15 protein-coding genes are annotated in these 16,164 nt (G+C 46.3%); 9 read left to right on the top strand and 6 right to left on the bottom strand.

Translation table 11 applies throughout. The features are described 5' to 3' along the window. Positions 1-2: 2 nt before the first annotated feature. Genes H8K52_RS07250 through H8K52_RS07270 form a run of 5 tightly spaced genes read left to right on the top strand, consistent with a single transcriptional unit; the run spans position 3 to position 5,139 of the window. Entirely contained in the window at positions 3-2,105 is a 2,103-nt protein-coding gene (locus H8K52_RS07250; RefSeq protein WP_186922231.1) for a methyl-accepting chemotaxis protein, read from the top strand. A gap of 9 nt (positions 2,106-2,114) precedes the next feature. Continuing rightward, a complete protein-coding gene (locus H8K52_RS07255) occupies positions 2,115-2,687 on the top strand; it encodes a chemotaxis protein CheW (RefSeq protein ID WP_186922232.1) in 573 nt (190 codons plus the stop codon). Beyond that, positions 2,677-3,510, top strand: a complete 834-nt coding sequence (locus tag H8K52_RS07260) for a CheR family methyltransferase (protein ID WP_186922233.1) — start codon at positions 2,677-2,679, stop codon at positions 3,508-3,510. The genes H8K52_RS07255 and H8K52_RS07260 overlap by 11 nt, the downstream gene beginning before the upstream one ends. A gap of 43 nt (positions 3,511-3,553) precedes the next feature. Then, entirely contained in the window at positions 3,554-4,045 is a 492-nt protein-coding gene (locus H8K52_RS07265) for a chemotaxis protein CheD (protein WP_186922234.1), read from the top strand. Then, positions 4,045-5,139: a protein-glutamate methylesterase/protein-glutamine glutaminase gene (locus H8K52_RS07270; RefSeq protein WP_186922235.1), complete on the top strand. Its 1,095-nt coding sequence runs from the start codon at positions 4,045-4,047 to the stop codon at positions 5,137-5,139. The genes H8K52_RS07265 and H8K52_RS07270 overlap by 1 nt, the downstream gene beginning before the upstream one ends. 282 nt (positions 5,140-5,421) lie before the next feature. Here the strand turns inward: H8K52_RS07270 and rfaE2 are convergent, their stop codons facing one another. Beyond that, on the bottom strand, positions 5,422-5,910 hold the full coding sequence (gene rfaE2, locus H8K52_RS07275; RefSeq protein WP_186922236.1) for a D-glycero-beta-D-manno-heptose 1-phosphate adenylyltransferase: 489 nt from the start codon (positions 5,908-5,910) through the stop codon (positions 5,422-5,424). 199 nt (positions 5,911-6,109) lie between these two features. On the opposite strand from rfaE2, the gene H8K52_RS07280 reads away from it, so the two are divergent. Then, on the top strand, positions 6,110-6,670 hold the full coding sequence (locus H8K52_RS07280) for a glutathione peroxidase (protein WP_186922237.1): 561 nt from the start codon (positions 6,110-6,112) through the stop codon (positions 6,668-6,670). Positions 6,671-6,753: 83 nt separating this feature from the next. Here H8K52_RS07280 and H8K52_RS07285 read toward each other — a convergent pair whose 3' ends face one another. Then, positions 6,754-7,560, bottom strand: a complete 807-nt coding sequence (locus H8K52_RS07285; protein ID WP_186922238.1) for a PhaM family polyhydroxyalkanoate granule multifunctional regulatory protein — start codon at positions 7,558-7,560, stop codon at positions 6,754-6,756. Positions 7,561-7,693: 133 nt separating this feature from the next. Here H8K52_RS07285 and H8K52_RS07290 point away from each other — a divergent pair, with 133 nt between their 5' ends. From H8K52_RS07290 to queC, 3 genes are read left to right on the top strand one after another with little or no spacing between them, the layout of a single operon-like run. Next, positions 7,694-8,809 (top strand): DUF3108 domain-containing protein, encoded by a 1,116-nt coding sequence (locus H8K52_RS07290; protein WP_186922239.1) that lies wholly within the window; start codon positions 7,694-7,696, stop codon positions 8,807-8,809. Positions 8,810-8,816: 7 nt separating this feature from the next. Then, positions 8,817-9,569 (top strand): DUF3108 domain-containing protein, encoded by a 753-nt coding sequence (locus H8K52_RS07295; RefSeq protein WP_186922240.1) that lies wholly within the window; start codon positions 8,817-8,819, stop codon positions 9,567-9,569. Between the two features lie 29 nt (positions 9,570-9,598). After that, positions 9,599-10,321 (top strand): 7-cyano-7-deazaguanine synthase QueC, encoded by a 723-nt coding sequence (queC, locus tag H8K52_RS07300; protein ID WP_186922241.1) that lies wholly within the window; start codon positions 9,599-9,601, stop codon positions 10,319-10,321. Positions 10,322-10,366: 45 nt separating this feature from the next. Here queC and H8K52_RS07305 read toward each other — a convergent pair whose 3' ends face one another. The 4 genes from H8K52_RS07305 to H8K52_RS07320 all read right to left on the bottom strand — a co-directional run bounded on the left by H8K52_RS07305 (position 10,367) and on the right by H8K52_RS07320 (position 16,154). After that, positions 10,367-12,592, bottom strand: a complete 2,226-nt coding sequence (locus H8K52_RS07305; protein ID WP_186922242.1) for a putative bifunctional diguanylate cyclase/phosphodiesterase — start codon at positions 12,590-12,592, stop codon at positions 10,367-10,369. Between the two features lie 145 nt (positions 12,593-12,737). Then, positions 12,738-14,015, bottom strand: a complete 1,278-nt coding sequence (locus H8K52_RS07310; RefSeq protein ID WP_186922243.1) for an Hsp70 family protein — start codon at positions 14,013-14,015, stop codon at positions 12,738-12,740. 154 nt (positions 14,016-14,169) lie between these two features. Further along, positions 14,170-15,393 (bottom strand): ABC transporter permease, encoded by a 1,224-nt coding sequence (locus H8K52_RS07315; protein WP_246464340.1) that lies wholly within the window; start codon positions 15,391-15,393, stop codon positions 14,170-14,172. Then, positions 15,390-16,154 carry an ABC transporter ATP-binding protein gene (locus H8K52_RS07320; RefSeq protein WP_186922244.1) on the bottom strand — a complete coding sequence of 255 codons (765 nt, stop codon included), beginning with the start codon at positions 16,152-16,154 and terminating at the stop codon, positions 15,390-15,392. The genes H8K52_RS07315 and H8K52_RS07320 overlap by 4 nt, the downstream gene beginning before the upstream one ends. Between the last annotated feature and the right edge of the window lie 10 nt (positions 16,155-16,164).

The following is a 16,164-nucleotide window of genomic DNA, read 5'->3' on the forward strand; positions in this document are numbered from 1 at the left end:
AAATGAGTCAAGTCAATACATCTTGGATTTCAAAACTGGTCAGTGGTGCGCAACTTGAGGCGCAGGCCACTGAGCTGGCAGCACTACGAAAACAGATCGCTGAATTATCACAAGAATTAAAAGTCCGGTCTGACATCATGGATCTCACTAGCATCGTCTCATTTGCAGATCTGAAAGGTGATATCGTCACGGTCAATGATAAATTCACCGAAGTATCAAAATATAGCCGCGATGAACTGATAGGCAGACCACACAACACTACCCGTCATCCTGATATGTCCAAAGAGACGTTTAAGCAGGTTTGGTCGACCATAGGACGCGGCGGTACATTTCGCGGGGTGATCAAAAATCGTGCGAAAGACGGCACGCCTTACTACGTCGATGCAGTCATCGCACCATTCTTAGGTGAAAACGGAAAGCCGACAAAATACTTAGGCGTGCGCTATGACATCACGGTACAGGAACTCGAACGTCAAAATGCCAAGGGCGTATTAGATGCAATTGATGAATCTTATGGCTATATCGAGTTTGACCTCGGTGGCAACGTTCTACAAGCAAACAAAAATTTCCTGGCATTGGTCGAATATCACCTCGATGAAATAAAGGGAAAGCACCATCGTACCTTCGTCGATCCATCGCAATCCAATTTGCCCGAGTACGCCCAATTTTGGGCGGATCTCAATGCTGGCAAAGCACAAAGTAACGTATTTAAACGGATTACCAAATCACGTAAAGAAATCTGGATACAAGCGGTTTATGCTCCCGTCAAAGATGAGATGGGACGGATCTTCAAAATCGTGAAAATTGCCACCGATGTCACTGCGCAAATAAATGCCGCAAATATGCTCAAAGAAGCCGTCGAGCAGGCGCAAAAAGTTACTTCGGCAGCAAAAGATGGCGACCTCAGTCAACGTATTCCACTAGATGGTAAAACAGGGCCGATTCTTGCGCTTTGTTCTGGCGTCAACTCTTTGATGGAAACTACCTCGATTATCTTCAATGATGTCAGTCGGGTACTGGAGTCATTTGCCGAAGGTGATCTGTCACAACGCATAGAACGTGAATACACTGGAATGTTTGACGACGTTAAAAAGAATGCCAACTCAGCTAGTGAAAAATTAACACAAACGATCGAGGACATTGCACGCATATTCGGCGGCTTAGCAACCGGCGATCTAGGACAACGGATTACACGCGACGCGCCGGGAATGTTTAACCAAGTCAAAGAAGATGCAAATACTGCTTGCGAAAAACTGGCGACCATCGTAGGCGAAGTGCGCAACGCGACAGATGCATTATCGAATGCGTCAGAACAGGTCAGTGCCACTTCACAAGCACTATCACAAGCGGCTAGTGAGCAAGCGGCCAGCGTAGAGGAAACTAGCGCCAGCATCGAACAAATGGCTGCGGGAATTAATCAAAACGCAGAAAATGCCAAAGTCACTGATGGCATTGCAGGTAAGGCATCCAAAGAAGCCATTGAGGGTGGTGGTGCAGTCAAACAAACGGTGTCTGCGATGAAAGAGATCGCATCGAAAATCGGCATCATTGATGACATCGCTTATCAAACCAATATGCTCGCGCTCAATGCTGCGATTGAAGCAGCGCGCGCTGGCGAGCATGGCAAAGGATTTGCCGTCGTGGCAGCGGAAGTTCGTAAATTGGCTGAGCGTAGCCAAGTTGCGGCTAAAGAGATTGGTGATCTGGCCAGCGGTAGCGTTAAGACGGCTGAACGTGCGGGTGATCTGATAGATGAAATTGTTCCCGGCATTGGCCGCACCTCTGACCTGGTGCAAGAAATTGCCGCAGCATCACAAGAACAATCCGCTGGTGTTGGACAAATCAATACCGCGATGAATCAAATGAATCAAATCACGCAACAAAATGCATCGTCAAGTGAAGAGCTGGCAGCAACCGCTGAAGAGATGACAAGTCAAGCTGAGCAATTAATTGAATTGGTCAGTTTCTTTCACCTCGGACAAAGTACAAAGTCTTCTAGTTCAACACAAACTAATGAACGCAGTGTTGTTCGCGGCACCCCCAAACGAGCCAAACCAAATTTTGGCAGCAGTAGTGTCGACGAAGCAAAATTTGAAAGGTTTTAGGAGAGCGGTATGAATGCAATCAGCACAGCGAACAACGGCGCTCTGACTAGCAGTAAAGACAAGCCATCATCCGAATCAGCGCAGTTCCTCACCTTTGTACTTGGAGGAGAAGTCTTTGCACTCGGCATATTAAATATTAAAGAAATTATTCAGTATGGAGATTTAACGGAAGTACCGATGATGCCGAACTTTATCCGAGGGGTCATTAATCTGCGTGGTCGTGTCGTACCTGTAGTCGATTTAACCGCACGATTTAATCGTGGCACCACCAGTATTTCTCGTCGCACCAGCATCGTGATTATTGAAATGGAACAAAGTGATCAAGCAGATGCACAGAGTATTGGTATCGTCGTTGACGCCGTCAATGAGGTGATTGAAATTGCCAGCGCGGATATTGAACCACCACCCTCTTTCGGTGCCAAAATCCGACCGGACTTTATCAGTGGGATGGCGAAAAAAGATGGTCGATTCATTATTGTGCTGAACTTAGACCGGGTACTTTCTGTGGATGAAATGCTCGCACTCGGACAATCGATTACACCTGCGCTGACGAACTCCACTGAGTCGGAGCATGAACACTAAATCCAGTAAATTTACCACCCAGGTCGCGATTAAAAAAAACGAGTTTGAATGGATTTCTCGCTTTTTATATGAACGAACTGGGATTGCTTTAAACGAGGGAAAACAGGCGTTGGTGATGGGACGTTTGGATAAGCGCCTGCGTAAACGCAATTTGACGACATATAGTGAATATTTTGCCTTACTGGGTCGACCAGGGTTCGAGGATGAAACGACGGTCGCCATTGATTTACTAACGACGAACGAAACCTATTTTTTTCGCGAACCCAAGCATTTCGATTTTCTAAAAAATATCGCTTTTCCGCAGTATCAACGACAACGTCAAATCCGTATCTGGAGTGCTGCGAGCTCCAGCGGGGAAGAAGCCTACACTATTGCAATAACGCTGGCAGAGTCCTTCCATAGTAACGACTGGGAAGTCATAGGCACAGATATTTCGACACGCATGGTCGAGAAGGCGCGGCGTGGCCTTTATCCTATGCTCGCCGCAGACAAAATCCCACGCCAACTGCTAAAGAAATACTGCTTGAAAGGGCGTGAGGAATTCGAAGATTTTTTTTTGCTCGAATCGGCAATTCGACAACGCGTCCACTTTAGTATCGCCAATTTGATTGAACCATTACCCGACCTCGGAATGTTTGAAATTATTTTTCTACGCAATGTCATGATCTATTTTGATCGCGACACCAAAAAACGTCTGGTGGAAAAGATCAGTGAAAGATTACGTCCGGGAGGTTATTTCATCGTTAGTCATTCAGAATCACTCAATGGCTTAGATTCGCCTCTGAAATTAGTCGCCCCTTCAATCTATCAGAAGACCGCTTAGGGACAACTTCCCTGTGCATATCGCTGACATCTAACGAAACTGTATGAATGAACCTAGCTTCTATATTGATATTTTTTTACAACCGGGAGAGTTTTACTTCGGCGATCATGAAACACGCATCCGTACTCTTTTAGGATCCTGCGTCTCGATTACTATGTGGCATCCGATCAAACGAATTGGTGGTATGTGTCACTATATGCTACCAAAGAATAAACGCACACCACATAGCGTCGGAGTTGATGGAAAATATGCCGAAGACGTGATGCGCCTGTTTCTGCAGGAGATCAAAAATTCTCGCACTTCGGTTCATGATTACGAGGTAAAAATTTTTGGCGGAGGCAATCAATTCCCAGGTCAAGACCAACGCGTATTTTCGGTATCCGAACAGAATGTAAAAATAGGTCGGCAACTACTTGAAGAGTACGGTTTTAAAATTAAGTCCGAGCACTTGGGTGGCGTTGGACATCGAAATATTATGTTTGACCTATGGTCCGGAGATGTGTGGGTTAAACATGTAGATAAAATGAAAGAATAATGAAATCAAAAATCAAAGTCATGTTAGTAGACGACTCTGCTGTGGTACGACAAGTCTTAACCGCTCTGCTAACAAAAGATAGCGGCATTGAAGTCATCGCGTCTGCGCCCGATCCCATCTTTGCAATGGACAAGATGAATTCAAACTGGCCAGACGTCATTGTGCTTGACGTAGAAATGCCGCGCATGGATGGTATTACTTTTCTCAGACAGATCATGTCGATTCGGCCCACCCCTGTCATTATTTGCTCAACCCTCACCGAGAAAGGTGCCGCAACATCAATGCAAGCTTTAGCAGCCGGAGCGGTCGCTATCGTTACGAAACCCAAAGCGGGGCTGAAAAATTTTCTTGAAATTGACGCTGGCGATATCGTTCAAGCTGTCAAGGCTGCGGCTGGTGCCAACCTGAGGCCTTTCCGTAATCTCAGTGCGATAAATGCGGCAGCAACACCACCTAACAAAATAAAAATTGATGAAGTCATGCCTGCTCTGAACGCGAGCTTAACCAGTGCAATGGCGGTGACCACAGACAAACTAGTCGCCATCGGCACTTCAACGGGTGGCACGCAAGCACTTGAAGTGGTGCTAAAAAAACTTTCACGAACTGCTCCAGGCATCGTTATCGTCCAACATATGCCAGAAAAATTTACCGAAGCATTTGCCGATCGCCTAAATAAAATCTGTGAAATGGAAGTGCTGGAAGCAAAGAATGGCGACCGGCTTATTCCAGGCCGCGCGTTAGTAGCACCGGGTGGTCGACACATGCAAGTCAAGCGCAGTGGTGCTCAGTATCATGTGGAAATTATCGATGCCCCACCAGTGAATCGCCATCGCCCTTCGGTTGATGTTCTGTTTCGTTCAGTTGCAAAATGTGCAGGCCGGAATGCACTTGGCATCATCATGACAGGTATGGGTGACGATGGCGCATTAGGCATGAAGGACATGCATGATGCCGGTGCAGAAACGATCGCTCAAGATGAAAAATCCTGTGTAGTCTATGGCATGCCAAAAGAAGCGGTCAAACTCGGCGCGGTCGATAAAATCGTGCCACTCGATACGATCCATCAATTAATTGAAGCTTATGGTAAAAAATAAATGACACCATCATTGGTGCGTTTATAAAACCCATCAAACTTGAAAAACTACGGAAAGTCATTTCCGAGCATACTAGCCACGACAACGTGTGCGAGAGTCGACGTACAACACGAATTGCCTTTACTTGATCCATCTGTACGCCATGCTCAATCCATTCGTGAGGTGGAATTGAGGAGTGGAGTGATGTAATCAACATTGCCTGAAATCGGTTCAAACAGTGTTTAACTGAAAAAAGATTGAATTCGCTTAGGTTTTGCCAGTTTTCCACAGCATCTTTGAGAGCTAGTCAGACACCTCGGATTGGCGCAGTTTCTGTAAAGTTTTAGTAGTGGAACGATCATGTTCAAAGTTAATCGCATGAACTGTACCACCGTAAGCAAGCACCGCTTGACCTTCGGGGATCTTGTGCATATCGTAATCACCGCCCTTCACATAAATATCGGGTCGCGCCAGATTCACCGTTTCAAGTGCCGTATCCTCCGAAAAAGAAACGACCAAATCCACTGATGCTAACGCCGCTAGTACCGCCATGCGGTCGGCACAAGTATTAATCGGACGCTCTTCGCCTTTCCCCAAGCGCTTGACAGAAGCATCAGTATTGACCGCCACAATCAAGGATGCGCCTAATGCCTTAGCCTGAGCCAAATAGGTAACGTGCCCCCGATGTAATAAATCAAAAACACCATTTGTCAACACAACCGGATGGGCTAACTGTTGCGCCCTTAGGATTAATTGATCTGGTTCACAAATTTTGCTTTCGAAGTTTGGCATGAGCTATCAACAATTAGGTTAAGCGTTCGCGTGTTACGCTGATTTTAGGAATGCAGGTACTTTAGCGTGTGGCAGCAGAATCGGCAACTAACAGCGAGCGCATTTAAATTGCGTTACCATTACTCGCTTACCTTTATTTCCGAATCAAGTCTCACGTCGTGAGACCTCTGCACAAGTAATTCACTTTCAAGGAGTCATCATGTCTTTTGCATCCATCACGATTATTGCCACCTGCTTGTTGCTATCGTTAGCAGGAAATGCCAACGCACAGTCCGAAACCTGTCCAGAGATTTTGCAGCATAGTTTTAATCGCCTACAGGATGAAGCGCCGCAAAATCTCTGCCAGTACAAAGGTAAAGTCGCCTTGGTCGTCAATACAGCCAGTTACTGCGGATTTACTAAACAATATGAGGGTTTGGAAGCGCTGTATGCCAAATATCAGCAACGCGGTTTAGTGGTGTTAGGCTTTCCATCAAACGATTTCGGCAAACAAGAGCCAGGCTCCAGTAAAGAGATCGCCGATTTTTGCTTCAACACTTATGGCGTCAAGTTTCCGATGTTTGCCAAATCCTCTGTGCGTGGCGATGATGTCAATCCGTTCTATGCACAATTGATCAAAGCGAGTGGCACCACACCAAAGTGGAATTTCTATAAATATCTGGTAGATCGCAATGGCAAGGTCATTGCTTCCTATACCAGCGTAACCACACCTGAAAATAAGGGTTTAGTGGCGGCGATTGAAAAAGCGTTAGCGGAATAATCCGAGTTTTTATAAGCAATCCTCAGGTCAGACTAGATTTGCGTCAGACCTGAGGATGATTTTCCATTTGATCCGATATCCGCTTAAACGCGCGAACGGGATTTACTTGTTGTCGTGGTTTTTGCTACCACTTTCGTCGCGCTCTTAGGCTTCGTTACTGCCACCTTCGTTTTTGGTGTGCTCGCCGCGGCTGCTTTAGTAACACGTTGACGACTTGCCGGCGCTGCTTTTACCGCAGTTTTTTTAGTCGGCTTTGCTGCACTTTTAGGTGCCACAGGCGCTGAAGCATCTGGTGTCTGTTGCGCTTCGTCTTTCATCGCATGATGAAGTGCCTGCTTAAATTGATCTTGCAATACAGTCCACCACGCAGCAGGATTGTGCATCGATGATTTATCAGCTGCTAGAGGCTCAGCAGTAGCGGTCGTTTCTCTCTTAGCTTCAGCCTTTATATCCTCTGGCGGGCTTTCTGCATCATCGTCTTCAGTCTCCTCTTCATTTTCCTCTACGCTTGGCTCCTTGATTGCGCTTGTCTTTGCGCCGGAACCTGCCTTATGGGACGCGTGCATGGGCCAATTTGCAGTGGACTCGTCTACACTGGATCCAGGTTCAGATTTGGTGGTGGCCTGTGCAAAACTTTCCCCCATCGTCTTTAAAGCAGAGATAGTCGCTCTTTGCACTTCTAAGGCTTGAATCGTGCCTTTCAGCATATTCATATTGACATTAAGCCAGGACTCGACCGTCTTTAAGTCCTTAATCTGTTTATCTAGCTCATCGACTGACAAGGTCGGCGTGACCATCCCAGGCAATTGCATATCTCCCCACAGTTTTTTCACGAAAGCTAAGGGGTCATTTATATTGTTAGCAGCAGAAGATTGAAAGGGATTTTGCATGTGTGCGTCTCCTTAGGCGAGTATCTTTAAAAGATGCAAATGTTAAGTGAAGATTTTTATATTGTGCTTGAATCAATTCAACAGAGATTGCAGGATCATCGCAAGATTAAGCCAGAACGATTACACTATCGTTATGAGCCAGCATTTTTTTTCATCCCAACTACGACAGCAACTTAGCAAGCTAAGTACTTGGTTGTTTCTACTTACAACCATCTTACTGCATATCGTCTTGCTAGAGTCAGCCGGCTTAAAAGAGTGGACGCCGAAACCAACACTAGAGGATTTGCCTAACATAACTGTCAGTTTGCGCCCCAGCACGGAAGCGCTGCCGCCGACAGAAGATAAGGCTAAGCTAAGTCCAAAACAATCGACTCCGATCGCCAAGGCTCCCCGTCCACAGGCCACTAAAGCGGCACAGATTGAGACTAAAACCGAAGACCTAGCCATCCCTGCAAGTGAGTCAGCCGTTAAGGAAACAAGCGAAGTTGTAGAACCAAAGCCTACCGAAATCCAAGCGCCGATTGACGAAAAAAGCGCTGAGGCTCTGCCGGAATTTAGTCTACGGGTTCCTGAATCGGCAGAAATGCAGATGGAAATCACCCATACCAAAGTCAACGGCAATCCCACCACTGGCGTTGGTAGTCTGTCTTGGGAGCGAGCAAATGGCAAATATCGATTGTCGATCGAAGCTGGCATCAATCTGTTAATTACCAACTTGAATTTACTGACGATCACGAGCGAAGGACACATCGATTTGTTTGGCTTAACCCCAGTCATCAGCAACGATATTCGACGCACCCGCCCAGCAACGGCAATTCATTTTAATCATACTGAAAAAACCATCAGCTTTTCTGCGTCCAATAAGATAGTTGCGATGGAAAATGGGGCACAAGATGCTGTCAGCGTTTTGCTTCAACTCGCCGCCATTGGGAACGCGAAAGAACCGCAATTGACCGCAGGTAAAGAATTAACAATCCAAGTCGCCGAAGGACGTGATGCCACACCTTTTTTATTTCGTGTGATTGGAGAAGAGGAGATCGATAGTAAATTGGCGGCAGAAACAGGCAAACTAATGACCGTCCATGTAAGTCGTCCACCGAAACCTGGTTTTTATAATTCACAATTAGACATTTGGTTCGCACCTTCTCTAGGTTGGTATCCGGTGCAAATCCGTAATACCGAGAGCAATGGCAGCGTGACCAACCAAGTCGTGGTTGCCCTTAAACAAAAAATCAACCGCGAGAACTAAACCCCACATGCTCAAGCAATTAATTACCCTTGTTCTGCTCACTTATGGCCTGTGCTGGCAATCGGTGAGCTGGGCTGAAAAATTAAAATTCGCACCATCTGCGAGCTTGCGCTATAGCCTAAAGTCGAGTCAAAAAGGGATCCCCGTCAGCGGTGAAGCCGTGGTCAATTGGCAAGTGACAGAGCAAGATCAACAAGCACGGAAATACCGATTATCCTCAGAAACTAAGGTTGCCATATTCGGCAAAATTTTGGTCAGCAGCAGTCAAGGTAGCATCTTGGAATATGGTCTGGCACCAGATCGCTTTATTGAAAAACGTTTCCGCCGCCCTGAAGCGACCACGTATTTTGACAGGGAACAAAAAAATATCCATTTTTCAGAATCGGATCTTAGTTATCCAATTCAAGGTGGCGAGCAAGATCGCTTAAGTGCGACTTGGCAATTAGTCGGTTTAGTACGTCAACAAGCTGAGCGCAACAAACCCGGACAAGAATGGAAAATGTTTGTAGCTGGCCTAAAAGACGCCGACCCTTGGACTTTTACGCTCATCGAGTACAGCAAAATCACTAGCGCACTTGGCGAGCTGAATGTCATGCATATCGTCAAAGCACCGCCACCAGATGCGCAAGGACAAAAGCTTGAATTGTGGCTGGCGACCGACCTGGATTACTATCCAGTTCGCGTGCGCTTTCAAGATAGTAATGGCGATCAAGTCGATCAAAAAATTATCACGATTAACAAGCTAATTCCAGCGCAATAAAAACATTTCCTTTTGAGTTGAGACCAATCATGACAGTCGTATCTGAAGTCCAGGACGCCACTAAACGCGCCTTAGTTTTATTCAGCGGTGGACAAGATTCCACCACTTGCCTCGCTTGGGCTTTGAGTCGTTACCAACATGTGGAGACGATAGGTTTTGATTATGGGCAAAGGCACGCCATCGAGCTCAGCATGCGGCCACAAGTCTTACAAAAAATACGTACGATTTCGAGTGACTGGGATCATCGTTTGGGTGAAGACCATGTCATCGATCTATCACTGATTTCACAACTGTCTCATACCGCCATGACAGAGAATATTGCCATACAAATGCAAGCAAATGGCCTTCCCAATACCTTCGTTCCAGGACGAAATTTAATGTTCATGTTGGTAGCTGCAACATTGGCGTATCGTCGTCAACTGGGGATTCTTGTTGGTGGCATGTGCGAAACGGATTTTTCCGGTTACCCTGATTGCCGTGATGACAGTCTGAAAGCATTGCAAGTGGCGATTAACTTGGGCATGGACAGTCGCTTAAATATAGAGACACCATTGATGTGGATAGACAAAGCGCAATCGTGGCGCCTGGCTGACAGCTTGGGTGGAAGCGCCTTGATCGAATTAATCCGGCGCGATACCCATACCTGCTATTTAGGGGAACGTGGGCAAATGCATGCATGGGGTCATGGTTGCGGAAGCTGCCCTGCCTGTGAGTTACGTGCTAAAGGCTACCAAGAGTTTACTGCGGGCTAAGCACCCGATAGCTTATTTCAAACTTATTTCAAACTTATTTCCAGCTTATTTCCAGCTTCTTAACCATGGTTCGATTGCACTCTCTAACATGGGCCGTGCAATCAAAAACCCCTGTCCTTCATCGCAGCCCATTTTTTGCAGAACATCCCAATGCAATTCAGTTTCTATACCTTCTGCAATAATTTTTACATTCAATTTCTTTCCAAGCTGTGTAATCAGTTCGGCGATGCGAGGGCCAGCGGAAGTATCGATTTGTGTTACAAACGCCCGATCAATCTTTAAACGATCAACCGGTAATTTATCTAGGTAGCTCAAAGATGAAAAGCCTGTGCCAAAATCATCGATGGCAATTTGTATGCCTAAGGTTTTTAGACCGGCGAGCGCTTCTTCAAACATACCAGCACCGTTCATGGTCACGGATTCGGTGATTTCTAATTCTAGGTAATGTGGTGCCAAGCCACTGTCATGCAATGCTCGCTCGACTAGCTTGATGAATTCTGGCTGACGGAACTGAATCACAGATACGTTCACAGCAATCCGATCGAGCTCGAAGCCTTTCTCAAGTAATTGCATCATGGTGAAACAAGCGGTACGCAAGACCCAGGCGCCTAAACTAATGATCAGCCCAGAATGCTCTGCCAGCGGAATAAAATCTGTTGGTGGGATCATTTGTCCATCATCGGTACGCCAACGCAGGAGCGCTTCAAAGCCGATGATACGTCGATTACTCAAATCAATTTGCGGCTGGTACATCAAATACAAACGCTCAGCGTCAAAGGCCTTATGTAAATGCTGCATCAGTACCGCGCGTTCGCGAATCTCGATTCCCATTTCACGGGTAAATAAGGTGTGTGAACCGCGCTGATATCCCTTAGTACGTTTGAGCGCAATACTGGCGTCTTTTAATACATCAGCACCCGATTGTGCGTAGGAGTCCAAAGCAACCATGCCCATCGACATTGAGACGCTGTGCGACGTATCGTCAATGATGAAAGGATCAACAAACATTTTTTGTAAATCCTCTGGTTTTAGCGCAGCACTATGACCAAGCAAACCAAACACATCGCCGCCGATGCGTGCCAACGAGATTCTGTTACCCAAAGCTTGTTGCAATCGGCTTGCTACCGCTCGAAGTAAGAGATCACCGTAACGATGTCCGAGTACATCATTAATTTCCGCAAAATCATCGATATCAATTAGCACGACCATTTGATCTGGGCTACGTTTATCGATCACCGTGTTGAGCTGTTCAATAAATTTAAGCCGATTTGGCAGCATGAGCAATTGGTCACGGAAAGCAAAACTCTTGAGTTGACTGATCAGCCCTAGGTTATCCAGACAAACGCCTAAATTAAAGCAAAATACTTCTAATAATTGCTGGTCAACCGACGACAAAGCAAAAGGTAATTCTATGAAGGCCGCAATGGCTCGTTTTCCTCTACCAGAGAAATACAAAGTCATGTTGTGCTCTTCAAATAAGGAAGTCCGTTCAGACAGCGCGCGACGCAGCGCATCGCGAATTATCGGATTATCGATTTCATCAATCGGCCGATTCATCAAACTGCGGTAGTGACCAGCCGAAGCGATCACGCTGTATCGAAAGTTATTGTCAAATTGCAATGCCTCATCACATTGCGCGCACAATAAACCTTCGGAGGGAACACCGCATAAGGCAGCGATTTGCGTAATGACGCCGGAAGCAAATCCTTCAATGCCATCTTGCATAGACAATGCGGCACTCGAGGTAATAATTTGATGTAATCCGCGACGACTGGCTTCAATCGTGCGTAATTGATCGTAGGAACGAATCGCGGCAGTAAGCGCCGTCAGCAATTTTTTACGGGTGAGTTCGTTTTTGGTTTTATAGTCATTGATGTCGTAATCACGAATAGCATCTTCTTCAGGAGCATAACCAGGTTGTCCCGTTCGCAAAATAATGCGGGTGTCGCGCCACTTAAGCTCATCGCGGATAAAGAAAACTAAATCAAGTCCGGCGTGTTCGGTCTCCATTACCACGTCTAATAAGACCACGGCAATATCCGATTCAACCGCAAATCGTTCGTGAGTTTCTGCTTTTGAGTAGGTGTGAATAAATTCTAGACGACGATTCAAAATTTTGACGTCGAGCAATGAGAATTCGGTGGCACGATGCACATCTTCGTCATCATCGACAATCGCGATTTTCCAGGTGCGCTGCGAGATATTTGCCAAGACATCCGTCTCAAGATCTTCCTCGATCAGTATCTCGTCGTCATCCAGATTTTCTGACATGCTGCCCCCAAAATGTATGGAAACTCACACAAACCAATGTCTTTTCAGTATATCGCAACTACCTTGCCACGCAACAACAAATTGGGAGTACCTTGCCAATCGCTTTAAGGAAAACAACGTCCACACATTACGTGCTTCATAACAATTAACTAAAACGTCGTTTTGCATCCCAAGCCAAGCCTGCACCAATGCTACCAAAGGCATCGCCTTGTACCATTTTAGCGTTCGGCAGTAGATCCGCTAGGTCTTGTCGCAAGCCGCGAATGCCACTAGCACCGCCGGTAAAAAAAACCGTATCGATTTGTGCATTATCCACGCCAGCATTGGCTATCGCATTCGCAATAGTTTGATTTAGCTGTACAAATAAGGGCGCAATTGCTGCATCTAATTGCGCCCTGTTCAAGCACAATGCGCGCTGCGTTTCATCGATGTGTTTGCCACGCAAACGTTCGAGTTTTAGCTGTACCGTGTCGGCGTCGCTCAAGCGGATCTTGGCATCTTCAGCCTTTAGTGCAAGCCAATGGCCATCTCTTTGATCTATCAAATGCAAAAAGCACTCGCAACGATAACGTAGCAAGGGATCAGAAATATCACGACAAATGTCTTGAATTTCTCTGACGATTTTTTGTGAATACACCAGATTAATCGTATGCCAGGTCGCCAGATTAAAATAATTTGCCGACGGCATTTCCATGCCATTGCTTAGGCGTCCGCCCATACCCAGCATTGGCATCAGATGTTGCAAGCTAAGATATTTATCAAAATCGGTACCGCCAATATGCACCCCGGTGTTACTCAAAATATCCGACTGCCGGTCGATGTTCTGACGTCGATGCGGCGACAGACGTACCACAGAAAAATCTGCGGTACCGCCACCAATATCGACCACCAGCACCAATTCTTCCTGCGTTATTCGAGACTCGTAATCGAGCGCAGCGGCAATCGGTTCAAATTGAAAAGCAATATCTTTAAATCCTGCAGCTTGGGCAATCTCGCGCAAAGTCTGCTCGGCTTTTTGATCCGCCGCCGGATTGTCATCGATAAAAAAAACAGGACGCCCAAAAACCGCTTGTTCGAATGAGGTCTGTGCCGCTGACTCTGCACGTTTTTTTAGTTCGGTAATGTATTGCGTTAATAATTGTTTATACGCGAGCCGCCGTCCCTGCACTTCGGTTTGCCCATCAATCAACGAGGTTCCTAGCAAACTTTTCATCGAGCGCATTAAGCGCCCTTCATAGCCATCTAAATACGCCGTCAAAGCCGCACGCCCGTAGACAACCTCATCCAAATCCGCGTTAAAGAAAATGACGGAAGGCAAAGTTGCTTTTCCATCCTCCAACATTAGTAGACTTACTTCATTTCCATCATGGAAGCCCACTGTCGAATTCGAGGTACCAAAATCCAAACCACACACACTAGTCATGCAACATCCTATTCCTGCCAATACAGCGATTTTTACAAAGCTGAGATCTTAAACTAGTTGCTTGTAGCTGTAAGCAATAAAAAAGCCTTCTCTTGCACTACAAACAAGAGAAGGCTAGGATCTAGATAGCACTAACGGAGCTTAGACCAGTGATTTACTCATAACGCAAGCAATCCACAGGCAACAACCGCGATGCACGACGGGCTGGATAAAGTCCGAAGAAGATACCGATAAAACTAGCAAAACCAAAAGCAATGATCATCGATTTGGTACTAATCAACACTTCCAAAGGGCTCTGAGCCGTAATTAGGGCTGCACCACCGGTCGCTAACAGCACACCGAAGGCACCACCAACCAGACAGATCACCACGGCTTCCGTCAAGAATTGCCACAGGATGTCATGGGGTTTAGCACCAATTGCCATACGTATCCCAATTTCACGGGTACGTTCTGTTACCGACACCAACATAATATTCATAATACCGATTCCTCCCACAATCAGAGAAATTGCACCGATAGCACCTAACATCGCCGCCAGACCTGCGCTAATTTTGGCACCTGCTTCCGCGAACGCAGCCAAGTTATCGATACGAAAATCATCGACTTGATCAGTTCTAATTCGATGGCGGTCACGCAATAACTCAGCAATATCAAGCTCGGCATCTTTCAGACTCTTACTATCTTTTGCCTGCACCAAGACCGATTGCACATTGCGAGGAAATGGACTACGAATTAGACTCGCTCGTGCTGCGGTAATTGGAATCAATACCAATTCCCCCAAGTCGCCACCATCGAACATCCGCCCCTCTCCTTCCAAAATGCCGATCACTTGAAACGGAATGCCGTTAATACGGATGAACTGTCCAAGCGCATTCGTTTTATAAAAAAATTGTTCTGCAATTTTTTTACCAATCACCGCCATGCGTGCCGCTGCACGAATGTCAGAATCACTGAAATAATTTCCTTGATCAATTTTCCAATTCCGTAATGCAAACATCTCCGAGGTGATCCCTTGGACAGAATTACTTGAATTTTCGTTTCCTACCGAAATTTGAAAAAAACCAGTCAATGAAGGCGCAGCACCGTTCAAACTCGGTAAGTCATTCATCGCCTTGGCATCTTCTAAGGTCAGCGATGGCGCTGTTCCCGCGGCAGCACGTACACCTTGTGCTCGCTTTGCGCCAGGTGAGACGATCAATAAATTATTGCCCAGCGTATCTAATTCTTTGTCGATAAAATTACGTGCACTCTGCCCAACCGCCATCATCAACACCACAGAAGTAATACCAATCACAATCCCAAGCATCGTCAGCGCGGTACGCAAGCGATTGGCATTCATGGCGCGAAAGGCCTCGATAAAAATCTGTATCAAATTCATGTCGCAGTCTCCTGTAATGAGGACGGCTGATCGTGACTCATCGCTAGCTGTTGTAATCCTGCTGCCGCAGGACCATCATATAGCACACGACCATCCTTTAACCTGACCAAGCGCTTGCTATACGCCGCAATGTCTGGCTCGTGGGTCACTAGCAGAATGGTAATGCCTCGTTCTTGATTCAAATGCTGCAGGGAACGCATGATGTCGATACTGGTTTGCGTATCTAAATTCCCAGTTGGTTCATCCGCCAATAGCAAAGGTGGATCACCAACTAAAGCACGGGCTATCGCCACCCTTTGCTGCTGCCCCCCAGACAATTGATTTGGCATGCGTTTAGCAAAATCCTGCAAACCCACGCGCTCTAATTCGACTAAGGCTTTTTGATACGCTTTCGCCCGCGACACACCGCCATAGATCAAAGGCAGTGCCACATTTTCTGCAATCGACATACGCTTGATTAAGTTGAAACTTTGAAACACAAATCCTATTGTGCTATTCCGAATACTCGCTAGCTCGGCTCGCGATAAGCTCAAAGTATCGACACCATTCAGTAAATAGGTCCCAGTCGTCGCCTGATCGAGGCATCCGAGTATATTCATCAACGTGGATTTACCAGAGCCAGACTGTCCCATCACCGCTAAAAAATCGCCATGCGGCACTTGTACATCAATGCCAAACAAGACCTTCGTTTCGACATCACCAGAAAAATAACTTTTGGTAATGTGCTGAATATCAATCAGCAATTTTTTCGTTTCTGTCATCGCCATTCCC

Source organism: Affinundibacterium seohonense, assembly GCF_014284305.1.
Lineage (GTDB): Bacteria > Pseudomonadota > Gammaproteobacteria > Burkholderiales > Burkholderiaceae_D > Undibacterium > Undibacterium seohonense.